Genomic DNA, 17,989 nt, shown 5'->3' on the forward strand with positions numbered 1-17,989 from the left:
CCGATATGGCTGCCTTTCCGCATGTGCCGGTACGGCCACGCCCCGCGGTTTCGGGGGTGTGGCCCATCATGTCCATGGCGATGCTCATGGCGCGCCAACACCCGCAGCTCCCACCCCTCGCGGCGGCCCCCGCCCGGGCCACCGACGCGGTGTTCGAGGATTTTCTGTCGGATTTTCGCGTGCATTTCGACGAGTCGCTGGCCACCGAGCCTGCCGGCGCCGCGCAGCACATCCGGGCCTATGTGCGGGCCCTGTGCGGCAGCGTGATGGCAGATGGCGGCCACCAGGCAAACCACGCCCGGGCCGCTTTGCAGCACCCAGAGTACCTGGCGATGTGGTCCGAGTTCATCGATGAGCTCTTCGCGCAAGACACCGTGGAACCCCAGGTGATGCTGGTGTGCCGGTACGCAACCGGCGGGCTCTGGTACGCCCTATTGCTGGGGCATGCTGCCCCAGCGAGCGACCTGCAGTCCCTGGGTGAATTTCTGCTGGCACTGACCGTGGCGAGAGAATAGGGCCCGTGAGTTGAAAATCCTTCCCACACCCTGCGCCGAAGACCCGGTGCCTGGCGCTGGAAACCACAGGTCGTGCGCCCATGTTCTATGGTCCCGATGGCTGCCCCCTTATGAATCGCATTGCACTCGTTGAAGACCACACCCGGCTGGCGGAGCTGATTCGCCAGGCGACGGTCGCAGCCGGTATTGGGGTGGACGTTTTCCATGGCATCGAGCCTGCCTGGTACGCCGTCAATGCTGTGAACTACAGCGCGCTGGTGATCGACCGCGGCCTGCCCGACGGAGATGGCCTGGAACTCGTCAAGCGGGTGCGGGCGGCCGGCAAGGCGGTGCCCTGCCTGCTGCTGACCGCGCGTGACGCATTGCACGACCGGATTCACGGCCTCGATTCGGGTGCCGACGACTACCTGACCAAGCCATTCCCCATGGAAGAGCTGATCGCCCGGGTGCGCGCGCTGCTCAGGCGGCAGACGGCCCTGCAGGCGCTCAACCCGGTCTTTGGAGACATCCACCTGCTGGTGCAGGAGGGGCGGATGAGCTGCGGCGCAGAGTCGGTCACCCTGGCGCCTGCCGAGATGCAGATCATGCTCAGCCTGGTTCGCCAGGCAGGCGCCACGGTGCGCCGGGCGGCGCTGGAAGCGGCCGCCTGGGGTTTGACCGACGCCGTGACGCCCAACGCGCTGGACGTGGCGCTGCACCGCTTGCGCCGCAAGCTCATGGCCTTGGAGTCGGGCCTGGAGATCGTCAACATTCGCACCCATGGTTATGCGCTTCGCCAAGACGCTGTGGCCCCGTAGCTTTCGCGCCCGGCTCCTGCTGGTGTACCTGGCCGGCCTCACCGTGAGCGCCGTGCTGGTGGGCGTGGGTGTGATCGTTCTGTCGGAGCGCTTCAACCGCTACATGCTCCAGTACCAGGTCTTCGACTACGGCCAGGGGATGGCAGAGAAGATTCAGTTCGGCCCGGATGGGATCCCCTCGGGCATCGACAAAAGTTCGGTGGAGCTGTGGCCGTTCAGGAGCCTGCACCAGGAGGTCATCGTGCAAGTGGTGGACGCACAGGGCCGCGTTGTCTACTCGCCTGTGGCGCGCGTCACAGCGTTGGCTCCGGCCCATGCGGATTTCGACCCGGCCAGGCAAAGGTTCGCGCTCGACCATGAAGGCGTGGCCATGCATGCGGCCACCGTGCCGCGCGTGCACCGCGGCACCACGTGGTACGTGCAGTTTGCGCTGAGCGATCGCATGGTGCTGCAGCTGCGCAAGAGCATCGGCATACCCGCCATCCACCAGGGCATTCTGGTCACGTGCATCACGTTCATGGGCATCTTTTTGGTGACTGTGCACCTGACCTTGAGGCAACTGCTCAAGCCATTGCATCAGGCGTCGGAGGAGGCCCAGCGCATCACGCCCCAGTCGCTGGACGCCCGGCTCGAAGCACGCAACCTGCCGAGCGAACTCGCGCCGCTGGTCGATGCATTCAACCTGGCGCTGGACAGGCTGCAGCAGGGCTTCAGAACCCAGCAGGAGTTTCTGGCCAATGCCGCGCACGAGCTGAAGACACCGCTGGCCCTCATCCGGGCCCAGGTCGAGCTGGCACCGCCCGACGAGAACCGGGCCTACCTCCTGCAGGACGTGGACCGCATGGGGCGCCAGGTTCAGCAACTGCTGCACTTGGCAGAGGCCAGCGAGCCCGGCAACTACCGGATCGAATACGTCGATCCCACACCGACGGTGCTGGAGGCCTGCGACTACATGGAGCGTGTCGCGCAAAGGGCAGGGGTCGAGCTGTCGGTGGTGTTCGGCGACGGCGTGGGGTGCTGGGACATCGATCGGGGCGCACTCTTTACGTTGCTCAAGAACCTGCTGGAGAACGCCATCCAGCACAGCCCCCAAGGCGGTGTTGTCCACCTGGCCGTGGGCGCGAGTGGACTGGTCGTGACGGACCAGGGCGGCGGCGTGGCAGACGATCAACTGGGCCGGCTGTTCGAGCGGTTCTGGCGCGGAGCGTCGCGACGCGACGAAGGCGCCGGGCTGGGCTTGTCGATATGCCAGGAGATCGCACGCGCGCACCGCTGGCGCATCGAGGCCCGCCCCGGCAGCACGGGGCTGGAGATGCACGTGCTGCACCTCTGATGCGCAAGGCGCCATTCGCGCGCGCCCGGTGAGTATCCCGTCACGGAGTGCAGGCGACGATAAGGCCGCCGATCAAAGGGCAATCCCATTCAGAGAGCGGTTTGGCATTTACTGCCATTATGATGTCGGAAACTGACATCTTCTTGTTGTGATCCACCGCGTAGAAACCTCTCGCCTCATCGTTGCACGTGCTGCTGCCCGCCTGTTTGCAGAGCAGGGCGTCAGCGCGACCAGCGGCAGCGACATCGCTGCAGCGGCCGGTATCTCCGAGCGCACGGTGTGGCGGTACTTTCGCAACAAGGAAAGTTGTGTCGCGCCCTTGTTCGCGCAGATCTGGCAGCGCTTTTACCGGGAGCTGCGCGCCTGGCCGCTCGCTGAGCCGATCGAGGTGCATTTGGCCGACCAGTTCGCGCTGGACAAACATTCGCCAGAAGAGATTGCGGACATGGTGCTGGTGGTGCGGTTGATCGCCGCGCTGCCCGACGAGCCCGACCTGCGCTCCATCTGGCTGCACGCGTACCACAATGGCGAGGAAGAAATGGCGGCGCTGATCGGCGACCGGCTGGGGCGGTCCCACCATGATTTCGACGTGCGCCTGTGCGCTGCGGCCGTGATGGGTGCGGTGCGGACGGTGGACGAGACCATCAGCCGGGCGGCCGTGCGCGATGCACGGGCCTTCACCACCACGGAAGTGGTGGCGCAGATGTCCCGGGCCATCCGCGCTGTGAGCCACCTGCCGTTTTGCGACCCGGTGACGCCGCGGCCTTTTGGTGATGCCGCACCGCCACTGGCTGGAACCAAGGCGGCACAACGCCAACGAAAGTAAACGCCCCACGCTGGCGCGGCTAGCGCTCCTCTTCTGCTGACCCACCCCCGACTGCGCTGCCTTTGCGCGCAACGCAACGCTTTCTACCCAATCACCACCATGGCCATTTCCAAGAAAAAACCCCTGCGCACCGGCATCATCGCCCTGGTGCTGCTCGCGGCAGCTGCTGCAGTCGTCAAGTGGCAGTTCTTTCCCGCCAAAGTGCCCAACAACTTCATCATCGCCACCGCCGCCACGGGCGATCTGGAGGACACAGTGCTGGCCAGCGGCACGCTGCAGGCCTTCAAGCAGGTGAGCGTGGGCGCGCAGGTGTCGGGGCAGATCAAGTCGCTGAAGGTGGCACTGGGCGACAACGTGAAGGCCGGGCAACTGGTGGCCGAGATCGACTCCATGACGCAGCAGAACACCGTGCGCAACTCCGAAGCAGCGCTGGCCACGGCGCAGGCCAACCTGCGCGCGCGCCAGGCATCGCTGTCGCAGGTGGAGCTGGCCTACAAGCGCCAGCAGCAGCTGCGCGCGGCCGACGCCGGCCCGCAGGCCGACCTGGAGGCGGCCGAGGCCACCTACCGCACCACGCTGGCCGACATCGATGCCCTGAAGGCCCAGATGCAGCAGGCCGCCATCGCGGCCGACACGGCCAAGGTCAACCTGGGCTACACACGCATCGTCGCGCCCATCGACGGCCAGGTGGTCGCCGTGGTCACGCAGGAGGGGCAGACCGTCAACGCCAACCAGGCCGCGCCCACCATCATCAAGCTGGCCAAGGTGGACACCATGACCGTGAAGGCCCAGATCTCCGAGGCCGACGTGACCCGCGTCAAGCCCGGGCAAAAGGTGTACTTCACCATCCTGGGCGAGCCCGACCAGCGCTACCAGGCCACGCTGCGCGCGGTGGAGCCCGCGCCCGATTCCATCGCCAACGAATCGTCGCTGTCCAGCGCGGCCTCCAGCAGCAATGCCACGGCCACTGCCATCTACTACAACGGCTTGTTCGACGCGCCCAACCCGGACGGCAAGCTGCGCATCTCCATGACGGCGCAGGTCTACATCGTGCGGGCCGAGGCCAAGGGCGTGGTCACCATTCCGTCGGCCGCACTGGGTGCGCGCAACGCCGACGGCACCACCACCGTGCGCGTGGTGGACGCCGAGGGCAATGCCGCGCCCCGGCAGGTGAAGATCGGTTTGAACAACAACGTCAACGCCCAGGTCACCGAGGGCCTGGCGGCCGGTGACAAGGTGGTGCTGGGCGACGGCGCCAGCGCCCCATCGGCCACCAACCCGGGCCGCATGCGCGGCGGCCCGCCACGGCAGTGAGCGGGACGATGCAGGCCATGCAAGACAAGGCACACGAGCCCGGCGGGGGAGTGGCAAACACAACTGCAGCAACCGTAGCAACTACAGCGGCAGTGCAGCCGCTGCTGGACCTGCGCGGCGTCACGCGCGAGTTCCCGGCCGGCGACCAGGTGCTGGCCGTGCTCAAGGACGTGCACCTGACCATCCACGCCGGTGAGATGGTGGCCATCGTCGGGCAATCGGGTTCGGGCAAGTCCACGCTGATGAACATACTGGGCTGCCTGGACACGCCCACCTGCGGCAGCTACCGCGTGGAGGGACGCGAGACCGGGCAGCTGGCGCCCGACGAACTGGCCGAGCTGCGGCGCGAGCACTTCGGCTTCATCTTCCAGCGCTACCACCTGCTGTCGGACCTTACGGCCCAGGGCAATGTGGAGGTGCCCGCCGTGTACGCGGGCCGCACGCGTGCGCAGCGGCACGAACGCTCGGCCGCGCTGCTGGCGCGCCTGGGCCTGGCCGACCGCATGCACCACACGCCGGGCAAGCTATCGGGCGGGCAGCAGCAGCGCGTGTCCATCGCCCGCGCACTGATGAACGGCGGCCGCGTGATCCTGGCCGACGAGCCCACCGGCGCGCTGGACACGCATTCGGGCGCCGAGGTGATGAAGATCCTGGCTGAACTGCACGCCGAGGGCCACACCATCATCATCGTCACGCACGACATGGGCGTGGCCGCGCACGCGCAGCGCGTGATCGAGATCCGCGACGGCGCCATCGTGGGCGACACGCGGCGCGCAGATGCGACCGCACCCGGCACCGGTGCCACACGCCCCGCCAGCCGCGCGCCTACGGGGCTCTTTGCGCGCCTGTCGGCCTTTGGCGACCGGTTTCGCGAGGCCTTCCACATGGCCCTGCTGGCCATGAACGCGCACCGGCTGCGCACCTTTTTGACCATGCTGGGCATCGTGATCGGCATCGCCTCGGTGGTGTCGGTGGTGGCGCTGGGCGCGGGCACGCAAAAGAAGGTGCTGGCCGACATCAGCGCCATCGGCACCAACACCATCGAGGTGTTCTCGGGCTCGGGCTTTGGTGACGTGCGCTCGGCCGCGGTGCGCACCCTGGTACCGGCTGATGCCGACGCCCTGGCCGCCCAGCCGTATGTGGACAGCGTCACGCCCAACCTCAACGCCGCAGCGCGCCTGCGCTGGCGCAACGTGGAGCTGACCGGCACCGTCAACGGCGTGGGCGAGCAGTACTTCCGCGTCAAGGCGGTGAAGATCGCGCAGGGCACGGTGTTCGACGCCAGCGCGGTGCAGGGGCGCCAGCAGGTCGCGGTGATCGACGACAACACCCGCGCCAAGCTCTTCCCCAACGTGGCCAACCCGGTGGGCGAGGTCGTGCTGCTGGGCAGCGTGCCGGTGCGGGTGATCGGCGTGGCCGCCAAGAGCGAGAACGCCTTTGGCAACAGCGAGGCGCTGAACGTCTGGGTGCCCTACACCACGGCCATGGGCCGCATCGTGGGGCAGAACTACCTGCGCAGCATCACCGTGCGCGTGGCCGACACCGCGCCCATGGCCGCGGCAGAGCAGGGCATCAACCAGCTGCTCAAGTCGCGCCATGGCCGCGAGGACTTCTATGTGCTCAACACCGACAGCATCCGCCAGACCATTGAGACCACGACGCAGACGCTGACCTTGCTGGTCGCATCCATCGCCGTCATCTCGCTGATGGTGGGCGGCATCGGGGTGATGAACATCATGCTGGTCTCCGTGACCGAGCGCACCCGCGAGATCGGTGTGCGCATGGCCGTGGGCGCGCGCCAGGGCGACATCCAGCAGCAGTTCCTCATCGAGGCGGTGCTGGTGTGCCTGCTGGGCGGTGGCCTGGGCATCGCCATCGCGCTGGGCTTGGGCGCGCTGATCACCAGCGTGGCGCCGGTGGTGCCGCTGGCGTTCTCGGTGAGCTCCATGGTGTGGGCGTTCGCCTGCTCCACGCTGATCGGCGTGGTCTTCGGCTTTTTGCCGGCGCGCAGCGCGGCGCGGCTCAACCCTATCGATGCGCTTGCACGGGACTAGATGAAGCACCCCCTGAGGCGCTTCGCGCCTTCCCCCTCTCTCGACTCGCTGTGCGAGTCGGGAGGGGGACGCCCCCAGCGCGGCGGGGCGGCCCTTGCGCGGGGGCGCTGGCATTGGGCGCGCCCGTTTCGAGCGTCGCGGGTAACACGCAGTGAAATAAGGAAATGAATAGATGATGAACATGAAGAGCCGTCTGCAAGTGACGACCAAACATTCCTTGCCCCTGCTGCCCCTGGCACTGGCCCTGCTGCTGGTCGGCTGCGCGGGCACGCGCACCGCCTACAAGGCGCCCGATGCCACCGTTCCCTCCGCGTGGCAACAGCAACAGGCGGCACCGGCAACCGCTGCCCAGGTCCCCGACCAGTGGTGGCGCCAGTTCAACGAGCCCGCGCTCACCCAGGTGGTCGAAGCCGCCCTGGTCCGCAATAACGACCTGGCCGCCGCCGCGCTGCGCGTGCGCCAGGCCCAGCTGCAGGCCGGCATCGCGGCCACGGCGCTCGCGCCCACCGTGGCGGGCCGCCTGTCCAGCAGCGCATCGCGCCGGCTCGAAGGGGTCGACAACTCCACGGTGCGCAGCAGCGGCGCATCGCTGTCGGTCAGCTACGAGGTGGACCTGTGGGGCCGGGTGGCCAGCACGCGCGATGCGGCCGAGTGGGCCGCCCGCGCCACTGCCGAGGACCGCGAGGCCGCCGCCCAGGCCCTGGCCGGTACGTCGGCGGGGCTGTACTGGCAACTGGCCTATCTGAACCAGCGTGTGGCCAGTGGCGGCGACAGCCTGGCCTATGCCCAGCGCACGCAGGAGCTGGTGCGCGCGCAGTACGACGCGGGCTCCGTATCGGCGCTGGAGCTGCGCGAGGCCGAGCAGACGGTGGCCAGCCAGCGCGCCGCCCTGGCCCAGCTGGAGCAGCAGCGTGTGGAAACCCGCAACGCCGTCGCCGTGCTGATGAACGCGCCCCCCGGCGCCGCCACCCTGGCCGAGGTGCTGCCCACTGAGCCACAGCGCCTGCCTGAAGCCGCGTTGCCCCCGGTAGCCGCTGGTGCCCCTGCCGAGCTGCTGGCCCGCCGCCCCGACCTGCGCGCCGCCGAGGCCCGCCTGCGCAATGTGCTGGCCAGCGGCGACGCCACCCGCGCCAGCTACTACCCGGCGCTCAGCCTGACGGGGGACCTGGGCACGTCCAGCACCTCACTGCTGCGCCTGCTCTCCAACCCCGTGGCCGCCCTGGGTGCGGGGCTGAGCCTGCCTTTTTTGCGCGCGCAAGAGATGAAGCTGTCGGGCCAACTGGCCGCCGCGCAGTACGAGGAGGCGGTCACCAACTTTCGCCAGACCCTGTACACCGCGTTGGCCGATGTGGAGAACGCACTGTCGGCCCGCACCCAGCTGCTGCGCCAGGGCGAACAACTGGCCCTGCAACTGACGGCCGCCCGCGAGGCCGAGCGCCTGTACGAGGTGCGCTACCGCGCCGGTGCCACGGGTCTGCGCACCTGGCTGGACGCGCAGCAACGCCGCCGCACGGCAGAGCTGGCGGTGCAGGAGAACCAGCTGTCACAGCTCAATGCGCTGGCCACGCTGTATCGGGTGCTGGGGGGCGCGGTGGTGCCAGAGGGGCGCTGAGGATGCATGCGGCAGCGCCGCGGATGGCCGCTATGGCGCTGCAGGTCCGCCACGCTGTCAATCAACGGGGCTTCTGACGCAGGGAGAGGCTGATGTCGGGCACTGTGTCATCTCCACAGCGCTTCCAAACGCACGCCCTCACCACTCGGCAAAACTCCCATCCTTGTGACGCCACACCGGGTTGCGCCACCGGTGCCCTTGCTGCGCACGTTCGCGCACGTACTCCTCGTTCACCTCGATGCCCAGACCCGGCCCGTTCGGGATGGTCACCATCCCGTCCTCGTACGCAAACACCTCCGGGTTGGACACATAGTCCATCAGGTCGTTGTCCTTGTTGTAGTGAATGCCCAGGCTTTGCTCCTGGATGAAGGCGTTGTAGCAAACCGCGTCCAGCTGCAGGTTGGCGGCCAGGGCGATGGGGCCCAGGGGGCAGTGCAGAGCCAGGGCCACGTCGTAGGCCTCGGCCATGGTGGCGATCTTGCGGGTTTCGGTGATGCCGCCGGAGTGCGAGGGGTCGGGCTGGATGATGTCGGCATACCCCCCCTGCAGCACGCGCTTGAAGTCCCAGCGGGAGTACAGGCGCTCGCCCAGCGCGATGGGGGTGGACGAGATGCGGGCGATTTCTTTCAGCGCCTCTTCGTGCTCGCTGAGCACGGGCTCCTCGATGAACATCAGGCGGTAGGGCTCCAGCTCCTTGATCAGCACCTTGGCCATGGGGCGGTGCACGCGGCCGTGAAAGTCCACGCCGATGCCCACATTGGGGCCTACGGCCTCGCGCACCGCGGCCACGTTCTGCAGGCAGCGCTCCACCTTGTCGTAGGTGTCCACAAACTGCATTTCTTCGGTGCCGTTCATCTTCACGGCGGTGAAGCCGCGGGCCACGGCGTCCCGCGCCTGCTGGGCGGTCTCGCTGGGGCGGTCGCCGCCGATCCAGCTGTACACCCGGATGCGGTCGCGCACGTTGCCGCCCAGCAGTTCGGACACGGGCACGCCCAGGGCCTTGCCCTTGATGTCCCACAGCGCCTGGTCGATGCCGGCCAGCGCGCTCATGTGCACACCGCCGCCGCGGTAGAAGCCGCCGCGGTACAGCACCGTCCAGTGGTCTTCGATGTGGCGCGGGTCCTTCCCGATGAGGTAGTCGCCCAGCTCTTCGACCGCGGCGGCCACGGTCTGCGCGCGGCCTTCCAAAATGGGCTCGCCCCAGCCGACGATGCCTTCATCGGTTTCGATTTTCAGAAAGCACCAGCGCGGGGGCACCAGGAACGTGGTCAGTCGGGTGATCTTCATGGGAGGGCGGATGGAAAGGAAGCCGTGGGAATGCGGACGCGGGTGATGAGCGGCAACGCAGCGATAGGACGTCTAGGCAGCCGGGCCCGTGGCGGCATTGGGGTGCGCACCGTGTGCCGGGCTGTAGGCGTCCTGCCACGCGGTGACGAACGCAACGGCCTTGGCGGCCACGTCGCCTGCGCTGTCGCCCGGGCGGTACAGGGCCGAGCCCAGGCCGAAGCCGCTGGCCCCGGCCGCTGCGTAGGTGGCGATGCTCTCGGGCACGATGCCGCCCACCGGCACCAGCGCCATGGGCGGGGTGATGACCGCGCGCCAGGCTTTGAGCACATGCGGCGGCAAGGCCTCGGCCGGAAAGAGCTTGAGCATGTTGGCGCCCGCGGCCAGCGCCGCATAGGCCTCGGTCAGCGTGGCCACGCCGGGTGCGCAGGCCATGCCGGCCGCGCGGGCGGTGCGGATCACCGCGGGGTCGCTGTGGGGCATGACGATGATCTGCCCGCCCGCGGCGGCCACATCAGCGCAGGCCTCGGCCGTGATCACGGTGCCCGCGCCCACCAGGCAGTCGGCGGGCAGCGCATTGCGCAGGGCGCGGATGCTGGCCAGGGGCTGTGGGGAGTTCAGCGGGACCTCGATGATGCGAAACCCCGCGTCGTACAGCACGTGGCCGATGGCCACCACCTCGTGCGGCTGCACGCCGCGCAGGATGGCGATCAGGCCGCAGGCCTGCATGGTGCTGAACAGGTTCTTGTCGATGGGGTTCATGCGGCGTGGCTCCTGGGGAATGGGGTGGGCTCTGCGCCCAGGGTTGTCGTCAACCCGGCAGCGATGGCGATCTGCCACAGGCCCGTGACGGTGGCCTGCGCAGCGATGGTGGGCGGCGCAAAGCCGTAGGCCTGGAGGGCGATGGCGTAGCGGCGGCACAGGTCGGCCTCGCCGCACAGCACCAGCGGGATGGGGGCGGCGCCAGTGGGCGGGTGCAGGCGCGACAGGCTGGCGATCTCGTGCCCGATGAGGATGCCCGACAGGTAGTCCGCCTGCGCCGCGGCGGGCAACGCGCCCGTCAGGCCCAGCGTGCGGGTGCTGAAGATGTGCGACAGCAGGCCCAGCGCCGCATCGCTGCCGCGCGCCACCTGCAGGCCCTGCGCAAAGGCGGCGTCGTCAGGCGCGGCGGGTGCCTGCATCGTCTTGCCCAGGATGGTGTGCCCGCGCAGTGCGGCAAACACTTCGCCCGTCATGAAGGTGTGGAACCCCTGGATGCTGCGCCGCGCACTGTCGCCCTGCGCCACCACCCACTTGCTGTGCGTGCCCGGCAGGCCGACCAGCACGGGGCCTGGGCTGGCGACGGATGTGTCGGCCAAGACACCCAGCACCTGCGTTTCCTCACCGCGCATCACGTTGGGCAGGCCGGTGCGCTGCAGCAGCCCGGGCACGATGTGCAGGGGGGTGCCGCTGCCACGCTGCACCACGGTCAGACCGCGCGCCAGGTCGTCCAGCGAGGCGGGTGCATCCAGGTATTGGGCTTCGCGCCAACCCTGTGCACTGCCCACCATGCCGCAGGCCAGCAGGCGCACCGAGGGCAGGGCGGCCAGCCAGTCGCCGCAGGCGTCCTGCAAGGCGCGCTCGAAGGCTGCGCCGGGCTCAGCATCGGCCTGGCCCGCGGGTACCGGGGGCAGGTTCATGATGCCCCAGGGTCGGTTGCGTTGCTCCAGCACCTGCCCGTGGGCACCCAGGCGAAAGGCGCGCAGCGAGCTGGTGCCCCAGTCCAGGGCCACCAGGCGGTTGTCCGAGAGGTTGGAGGTGTTGGCCATGGCGTGCTTACCGGCCCCAGCGCAGCACCAGCGGGTCCAGCCGGCGTGCGATGTCGATCAGGCCCCGGCGCACTTCAGGGTGCATGGCCGGGAAGGGGTGGCGGCCCGCTTCGCAGGCGATCACGCCGCCTTCCTTCATCAGTGCCTTGGCGGTCAGGATGCCGCCCTGGCGGTTTTCGTGGTTGATGAGGGGCAGCCAGCGCTGGTAGAGCGCAAAGGCCTGGTCCATGTCGCCCTGGCGGTGGGCTTCGATGATGGGTCGTATGCCGTCAGGAAAGGCGCCGCCCGTCATCGCGCCGGTGGCACCGGCATCCAGGTCGGCCAGCAGGGTGATGGCCTCTTCTCCGTCCCACGGGCCTTCGATGGCCGCGCCGCCCAGGCGGATCAGCTCGCGCAGCTTGCTGGCGGCGCCAGGCACTTCGATCTTGAAGTAGGCCAGGTGCTCGATCTCCTGCGCCATGCGGGCGAGGAACGGGGACGACAGCACGGTGCCGCTGGCGGGTGCGTCCTGCACCATGATCGGGATGCTGATCGCATCGGACACACCAGCATAGAACTCGTAGATCTGCGCCTCGGGCACGCGGAAGGTGGCGCCGTGGTAGGGCGGCATGATCATCACCATGGCGGCGCCCATGTCCTGCGCGGCACGGCTGCGCTCGGCGCACACGCGGGTGCCGTAGTGGGTGGTGGTGACGATGACCGGCACGCGGCCGGCCACATGCTCCAGCGAGACGCGGGTCAGCGTCTCGCGCTCGGCGTCGGACAGCGAGAACTGCTCGGAGAAGTTGGCCAGGATGCAGACGCCGTCCACACCGGCGTCGATCATGAAGTCGAGGCAGCGCTTTTGGCTCTCGATGTCCAGGGTGCCGTCTTCATGGAACGTGGTGGGCACCACCGGGAAGATGCCGCGGTAGCGTGGGCTCTGGAGGGAAGGCGTGGCTGGCATGGCGGAGGATGGGTGAAATTTGAATGAAATGCGGCTCTGGCGCTTGTCTGGAAAGCGCTAAAAGCTATGAAATATGTAGCGCTTCCTGTAGCGGATGGGCCACCGGTATCAGTGAGAGTGGCGAGGGACGGCGGCGCCGCGGCAGCCGACGAGGAAGTCGAAGTCGCAGCCGTCGTCGGCCTGCAGCACGTGGTCCACATACAGGCGCTGGTAGCCACCGCGCCCGCCCATGTCGGTGCTGGCCAATGCGGCCAGGCGCGCGGCCAGTTCCTCGTCGCTGATGTCGAGGTGCAGGCGGCCCTGCTCGCAGTCCAGCTCGATGAAGTCGCCATCGCGCACGGCGGCCAGCGGGCCACCCGCGGCGGCCTCGGGCGCCACATGCAGCACCACGGTGCCGTAGGCGGTGCCGCTCATGCGCGCGTCGGAGATGCGCACCATGTCCTTGACGCCCTGGCGCAGCAGCTTCGGGGGCAGGCCCATGTTGCCCACCTCGGCCATGCCGGGGTAGCCCTTGGGGCCGCAGTTCTTCATCACCATCACGCAGCTGGCGTCGATGTCCAGGTCCTCATCGACGATGCGCTCCTTGTAATGTTCGAGGTTCTCGAACACCACGGCGCGGCCCCGGTGCTTGAGCAGCTCGGGCGATGCGGCAGAGGGTTTCAGCACCGCGCCACGTGGCGACAGGTTGCCGCGCAGGATGCAGATGCCGCCGTCGGCGATCAGCGGGTTGTCGATCGTGCGGATCACCTCATCGTTGTACTGGGGCGCCTCGCGCACGTTGTCCCACAGCGTCTTGCCGTTCACGGTCAGCGCGTCGGGGTGGGGCAGCAGGTTGTTCTCGCCCAGGCGGCGAAGCACGGCGGGCAGGCCGCCGGCGTAGTAGAACTCTTCCATCAAAAAGCGGCCCGAAGGCTGCAGGTCCACCAGCGTGGGCGTGCCGCGGCCGATGCGCGTCCAGTCCTCCAGGTCCAGCTGCACGCCGATGCGGCCCGCGATGGCCTTGAGGTGGATGACCGCGTTGGTCGAGCCGCCAATGGCCGCGTTGGTGCGGATCGCGTTCTCGAAGGCTTCGCGCGTCAGGATCTTGGAGAGCGTGAGCCCTTCGTGCGCCATCTCCACGATGCGGCGGCCCGACATGTGGGCCAGCACGTAGCGGCGCGAGTCCACCGCGGGTATGGCCGCGTTGTGCGGCAGCGATGTGCCCAGCGACTCGGCCATGCACGCCATGGTGCTGGCCGTGCCCATGGTGTTGCAGGTGCCGGCGGAGCGGGACATGCCCGCCTCGGCCGCGAAGAACTGGTGCTCGTTGATCTCGCCGGCCTTCAGCGACTCGTGCAGGCGCCACACGGCCGTGCCCGAGCCGATGTCCTTGCCGTCGAGCTTGCCGTTGAGCATGGGCCCGCCCGTGACCACGATGGCCGGCACGTCGCAGCTGGCCGCGCCCATCAGCAGCGCGGGCGTGGTCTTGTCGCAGCCCACCAGCAGCACCACCGCGTCGATGGGGTTGCCGCGAATGGCTTCCTCCACGTCCATGCTGGCCAGGTTGCGCGTGAGCATGGCCGTGGGACGCAGGTTGGATTCGCCGTTGGAGAACACCGGGAACTCGACCGGAAAGCCACCCGCCTCGTAGATGCCGCGCTTGACGTGCTCGGCGATCTTGCGAAAGTGCGCGTTGCAGGGCGTGAGCTCGGACCAGGTGTTGCAGATGCCGATGATCGGGCGGCCGTCGAACTCATGGTCCGGAATGCCCTGGTTCTTCATCCAGCTGCGGTACATGAAGCCGTTCTTGTCGGCTGTGCCGAACCATTCGGCGGAGCGGAGTTTGCGCGGGGTGTTGGTCATTGTGGATGCGGATCAGGGAGAAGATGGGTAAAGGTCAGGACCGCTTGCCGGAGCGGCGTGTGAGCAGGCGCTGCAACAGGCAGAAGACGAACAGCAGAACGCCGACGACGATGCGCGTCCACCACGAGCTGAGCGTGCCGTCGAACGAGATCAGGGTCTGGATGATTCCGAGCATCAGCACGCCGAACAGCGTGCCCACCACGTAGCCGACGCCGCCGGTGAGCAGCGTGCCGCCGATCACCACGGCGGCGATAGCGTCGAGCTCCATGCCGACGGCATGCAGGCCGTAGCCCGAGAGCATGTAGAACGTGAACACGACGCCCGCCAGCGCCGAGCAAAAGCCCGAGAGCGTGTACACCCCGATCAGCGTGGCGCGCACGGGCAGGCCCATCAGCACGGCGGAGTTCTCGCTGCCGCCCACGGCATACACCGCGCGGCCGAACGGCGTGCAGTGCGCGACGAACAGCGCCGCCAGCAGCACCGCCATGGCGATCAGCGCACCCAGCGACAGCGAGGCACCCTCCCACAGCGGCAGACGCCACTGCGAGATCTCGGAATACGCCTCGTGCGTGATGCTGATCGAGTCGATGCTGATGAGGTAGCACAGCCCGCGCGCCAGGAACATGCCCGCCAGCGTCACGATGAACGGCTGCAGCCGAAACCGCTCGATGAGAAAGCCCATGAAAGCGCCGAACAGCGTGCCCATCAGCAGCACCACCGGCACGGCCACCAGCGGGCTCCAGCCCTTGTGCTCCACCAGCGCGGCCAGCACCATGGTGGTCAGCGCCACGACCGAGCCCACCGACAGGTCGATGCCGCCCGACAGGATGACGAACGTCATGCCCACCGCCACGATGATGAGAAAAGCGTTGTCGATCAGCAGGTTGAGGAACACCTGGGCCGAGAAGAACCCGGTGTACATCACCGAGCCCAGCGTCGCCATGGCCATGAACAGCGAGATGGTGGCGGCCAGCGGCAGGTACTTGGGGTTGAGCCGCGAGCGTGTGCCGGCGGCCTGGGGCGCGGATGAGGAGGCCACGGTGCTCAAGCCTGCGGTCTTCGGAACGGCGCTCATGACAGGGCCCCTGCGCCCGGACGGCGCGCGATGGCGCCGACCTGCGCGCGAAACTCGGGCGACTGCAGCAGCATCACGATGAACACCACCACGGCCTTGACCACCAGGTTGACCTCGGGCGGCACGCCCAGCGAGTAGATGGCATAGGTCAGCGTCTGGATGATGAGCGCGCCGATCACGCTGCCCACCAGGCTGAAGCGCCCGCCGGTCAACGCCGTGCCGCCCAGCGTCACGGCCAGGATGGCATCGAGCTCCAGCAGCTGGCCTGCGTTGTTGCCGTCCGCGCTCTTCACGTTGGAGCTGATCAACAGGCCCGCGATGCCCGCGCACACGCCGCAGAAGACGTAGGCGGCCACGGTCAGGCGGCCAGCCTGCACGCCCGCCACGCGCGCCGCCGTGGGGTTGATGCCCACCGCCTGCACGAACAGGCCCAGCGCCGTGCGCGTGACGGCCAGGTACAGCACGGCAAACACGGCCGCCACGATGAACAGCGAGAACGGCAGCCCGGCCAGGTGCCCGCCGCCGATGAAGAAGTAGGGCGTGTAGTAGATGGTGATGATCTGCCCGTCGGTGATCAGCTGGGCGATGCCCCGGCCCGCCACCATGAGGATCAGCGTGGCGATGATGGGCTGCATGCCCACGCGTGCCACCAGCACGCCGTTCCACAGCCCGCAGAGCAGGGCCACCGCAATGGCGCCCAGGATGGCCACGGGCAGCGGAAACCGGCTTTCGGTGCCCGACACCGAACCACCGATCATCCAGGCCGCCACGGCGGCGGCAATGGCCACCACCGCACCCACCGAGATGTCGATGCCGCGCGTGGCGATGACCATCGTCATGCCCAGCGACACCAGCACCAGCGGCGCCGCGCGGTTGAGGATGTCGATCAGGCTGCCGTACAGATGCCCGTCGCGCCACTCGATGCGCAAGAAGCTGGCGTTGAAGGCCGTGTTGACGGCCAGCAACAGCAGCAGCGTGATGATGGGCCAGGCCAGGCGGTGGCGCATCAGCCTGCTGACAAGAGAGGGGGTGTTGCGTTCTTCAAGCATGTTGTTCAGCGGCGATCAGTTCGTAGACGGCGTCTTCGGTGCTGCCAGCGGGCAACTCGCCGACCTTGCGGCGGTCGCGCAGCACCACGATGCGGTGGGCCACGCGCACCACCTCGCTCATCTCGGACGAGATGAACAGCACGGCCATGCCGGCCTGCGCCAGGCGCAGGATCTGGTCCATGATTTCCTGCTTGGCCGCCACGTCGATGCCGCGGGTGGGCTCGTCCAGGATCAACAGGCGCGGCTCAATGGCCATCCAGCGCGCGAGGATGGCCTTTTGCTGGTTGCCGCCCGACAGCAGGCCGATGGGGGTGTCCACGCTCGCGGTCTTGATGCCCAGCAGCTGCACATAGCGGTCGGCAATGGCCGTCTGCTCGGCGCGCGACAGGAACTTGCCCACGCCCATGCGCGCCTGCAGCGCCAGGGCGATGTTCTCGCGCACCGACAGCTCGGCCACGATGCCGTCGGTCTTGCGCTCTTCGGGGCACAGGGCGAGGCCCTGGCGGATGGCATCCATGGGGTTGGAAAAGCCCACCGCCTTGCCGTCGATGCGCAGCATGCCGCGGTCGGGCTGCTCCAGCCCGAACAGCAGGCGCGCCAGCTCGGTGCGGCCCGCGCCCAGCAGGCCCGCCAGGCCCACCACTTCGCCCGCGCGGATCTGCAGGTCCAACGGCTGCAGCTGGCCGGTCTGCCCCAGGCCTTCGGTCTGCAGCAGTGCGGTGTCCGAAGCGTTCGCCACGGGGGGCGGCGATGTTTGCGCGGCCTGCGCAGCCAGGTCGCGGCCCAGCATGGCGGCGATCAGCGCCTGGGGGCCCAGGTCGTTGACGGCCCATTCGCCCACCCAGGTGCCGTTGCGCAGCACGGTGATGCGGTCGGACACGGCATACACCTGGTTCAGGAAGTGCGTCACGAAAACGATGGACAGGCCCTCGCCGCGCAGCTGGCGCAGCACCTCGAAGAGCTTTTGCACCTCGTCGTCGTCCAGGCTGGAGGTGGGCTCGTCCAGGATGAGCACGCGCGCTTCGATGCTCAGCGCGCGGGCAATGGCCACCAGCTGCTGCACGGCCACGGGGTAGTCCGACAGCAGGCGCGTCACGTCGATGTTCAGCCCGATGCGCGCCACCAGCTCGCGCGAGCGCTGGTGCATCTGCGCCCAGTCGATGCGAAAGCCCTGCGCGATGCCGCAGCGCGGGTAGCGGCCCGCAAAGATGTTCTCGGCCACCGAGAGGTTGGGGCAGAGGTTGACCTCCTGGTACACGGTGCTGATGCCCAGGCGCTGCGCGGCCAGCGGCGAGTCGGGCCACACCGCATCATCCCCCAGCCGCATCTGCCCGCCGCTGGGCTTGATCACGCCCGTCAACACCTTGATGAGCGTGGACTTGCCCGCACCGTTCTGCCCCATCAGCGCATGGATCTCGCCGGGGTACAGGCGCAACTGCACATCGCGCAGCACGGGGATGCCCGCGAACTGCTTGTGGATGCCCGTGAGTTCGAGCACGGGGGCAGGGGTGTGAACGGTGGCCGCGTCCATGAG

Annotated in this window: 15 protein-coding genes; 7 read left to right on the plus strand and 8 right to left on the minus strand. The window is 68.3% G+C overall.

Going from position 1 to position 17,989, the window contains the following annotated elements; genetic code table 11:
• Window positions 1-5: 5 nt before the first annotated feature.
• The 7 genes from ASF16_RS14380 (at window position 6) to ASF16_RS14410 (ending at window position 8,451) form a co-directional block, all read left to right on the plus strand.
• Complete coding sequence (locus ASF16_RS14380) at window positions 6-515, plus strand: hypothetical protein (RefSeq protein ID WP_156372079.1); 510 nt, start codon at window positions 6-8, stop codon at window positions 513-515.
• A 110-nt stretch (window positions 516-625) separates the two neighbouring features.
• Window positions 626-1,312 carry a response regulator transcription factor gene (locus ASF16_RS14385; RefSeq protein WP_056168250.1) on the plus strand — a complete coding sequence of 229 codons (687 nt, stop codon included), beginning with the start codon at window positions 626-628 and terminating at the stop codon, window positions 1,310-1,312.
• Complete coding sequence (locus ASF16_RS14390) at window positions 1,275-2,645, plus strand: HAMP domain-containing sensor histidine kinase (protein WP_082516927.1); 1,371 nt, start codon at window positions 1,275-1,277, stop codon at window positions 2,643-2,645. The genes ASF16_RS14385 and ASF16_RS14390 overlap by 38 nt, the downstream gene beginning before the upstream one ends.
• Before the next feature lie 148 nt (window positions 2,646-2,793).
• Window positions 2,794-3,471, plus strand: coding sequence for a TetR/AcrR family transcriptional regulator (locus tag ASF16_RS14395; protein ID WP_056168255.1), 678 nt, complete (start codon window positions 2,794-2,796; stop codon window positions 3,469-3,471).
• A 99-nt stretch (window positions 3,472-3,570) separates the two neighbouring features.
• The gene (locus ASF16_RS14400) at window positions 3,571-4,785 is read left to right on the plus strand and encodes an efflux RND transporter periplasmic adaptor subunit (protein ID WP_056168258.1); all 1,215 of its coding nucleotides are present in this window, start codon (window positions 3,571-3,573) and stop codon (window positions 4,783-4,785) included.
• A 17-nt stretch (window positions 4,786-4,802) separates the two neighbouring features.
• Window positions 4,803-6,839: a MacB family efflux pump subunit gene (locus ASF16_RS14405; RefSeq protein WP_082516981.1), complete on the plus strand. Its 2,037-nt coding sequence runs from the start codon at window positions 4,803-4,805 to the stop codon at window positions 6,837-6,839.
• A 181-nt stretch (window positions 6,840-7,020) separates the two neighbouring features.
• Window positions 7,021-8,451 (plus strand): efflux transporter outer membrane subunit, encoded by a 1,431-nt coding sequence (locus tag ASF16_RS14410; protein WP_200926902.1) that lies wholly within the window; start codon window positions 7,021-7,023, stop codon window positions 8,449-8,451.
• Between the two features lie 138 nt (window positions 8,452-8,589).
• On the opposite strand, the gene dgoD is transcribed toward ASF16_RS14410, so the two are convergent.
• From dgoD to ASF16_RS14450, 8 genes are all read right to left on the minus strand, one after another.
• On the minus strand, window positions 8,590-9,738 hold the full coding sequence (dgoD, locus tag ASF16_RS14415; protein ID WP_056168263.1) for a galactonate dehydratase: 1,149 nt from the start codon (window positions 9,736-9,738) through the stop codon (window positions 8,590-8,592).
• Window positions 9,739-9,810: 72 nt separating this feature from the next.
• Window positions 9,811-10,497, minus strand: a complete 687-nt coding sequence (locus ASF16_RS14420) for a 2-dehydro-3-deoxy-6-phosphogalactonate aldolase (protein WP_056168265.1) — start codon at window positions 10,495-10,497, stop codon at window positions 9,811-9,813.
• A complete protein-coding gene (locus tag ASF16_RS14425; RefSeq protein WP_056168267.1) occupies window positions 10,494-11,543 on the minus strand; it encodes a 2-dehydro-3-deoxygalactonokinase in 1,050 nt (349 codons plus the stop codon). Before ASF16_RS14425 ends, ASF16_RS14420 begins: the two co-directional genes overlap by 4 nt.
• Before the next feature lie 7 nt (window positions 11,544-11,550).
• The gene (locus tag ASF16_RS14430; protein ID WP_056168271.1) at window positions 11,551-12,489 is read right to left on the minus strand and encodes a dihydrodipicolinate synthase family protein; all 939 of its coding nucleotides are present in this window, start codon (window positions 12,487-12,489) and stop codon (window positions 11,551-11,553) included.
• Window positions 12,490-12,597: 108 nt separating this feature from the next.
• Window positions 12,598-14,331: an IlvD/Edd family dehydratase gene (locus ASF16_RS14435; RefSeq protein WP_056168273.1), complete on the minus strand. Its 1,734-nt coding sequence runs from the start codon at window positions 14,329-14,331 to the stop codon at window positions 12,598-12,600.
• A gap of 34 nt (window positions 14,332-14,365) precedes the next feature.
• Window positions 14,366-15,406: a galactofuranose ABC transporter, permease protein YjfF gene (gene yjfF, locus ASF16_RS14440; RefSeq protein WP_200926903.1), complete on the minus strand. Its 1,041-nt coding sequence runs from the start codon at window positions 15,404-15,406 to the stop codon at window positions 14,366-14,368.
• Window positions 15,403-16,455 (minus strand): ABC transporter permease, encoded by a 1,053-nt coding sequence (locus ASF16_RS14445; protein ID WP_056168276.1) that lies wholly within the window; start codon window positions 16,453-16,455, stop codon window positions 15,403-15,405. The genes yjfF and ASF16_RS14445 overlap by 4 nt, the downstream gene beginning before the upstream one ends.
• Window positions 16,448-17,986 carry a sugar ABC transporter ATP-binding protein gene (locus ASF16_RS14450; protein ID WP_056168279.1) on the minus strand — a complete coding sequence of 513 codons (1,539 nt, stop codon included), beginning with the start codon at window positions 17,984-17,986 and terminating at the stop codon, window positions 16,448-16,450. The genes ASF16_RS14445 and ASF16_RS14450 overlap by 8 nt, the downstream gene beginning before the upstream one ends.
• Between the last annotated feature and the right edge of the window lie 3 nt (window positions 17,987-17,989).

This window comes from Acidovorax sp. Leaf78 (assembly GCF_001422735.1).
Taxonomy (GTDB): Bacteria; Pseudomonadota; Gammaproteobacteria; order Burkholderiales; family Burkholderiaceae_C; genus Acidovorax.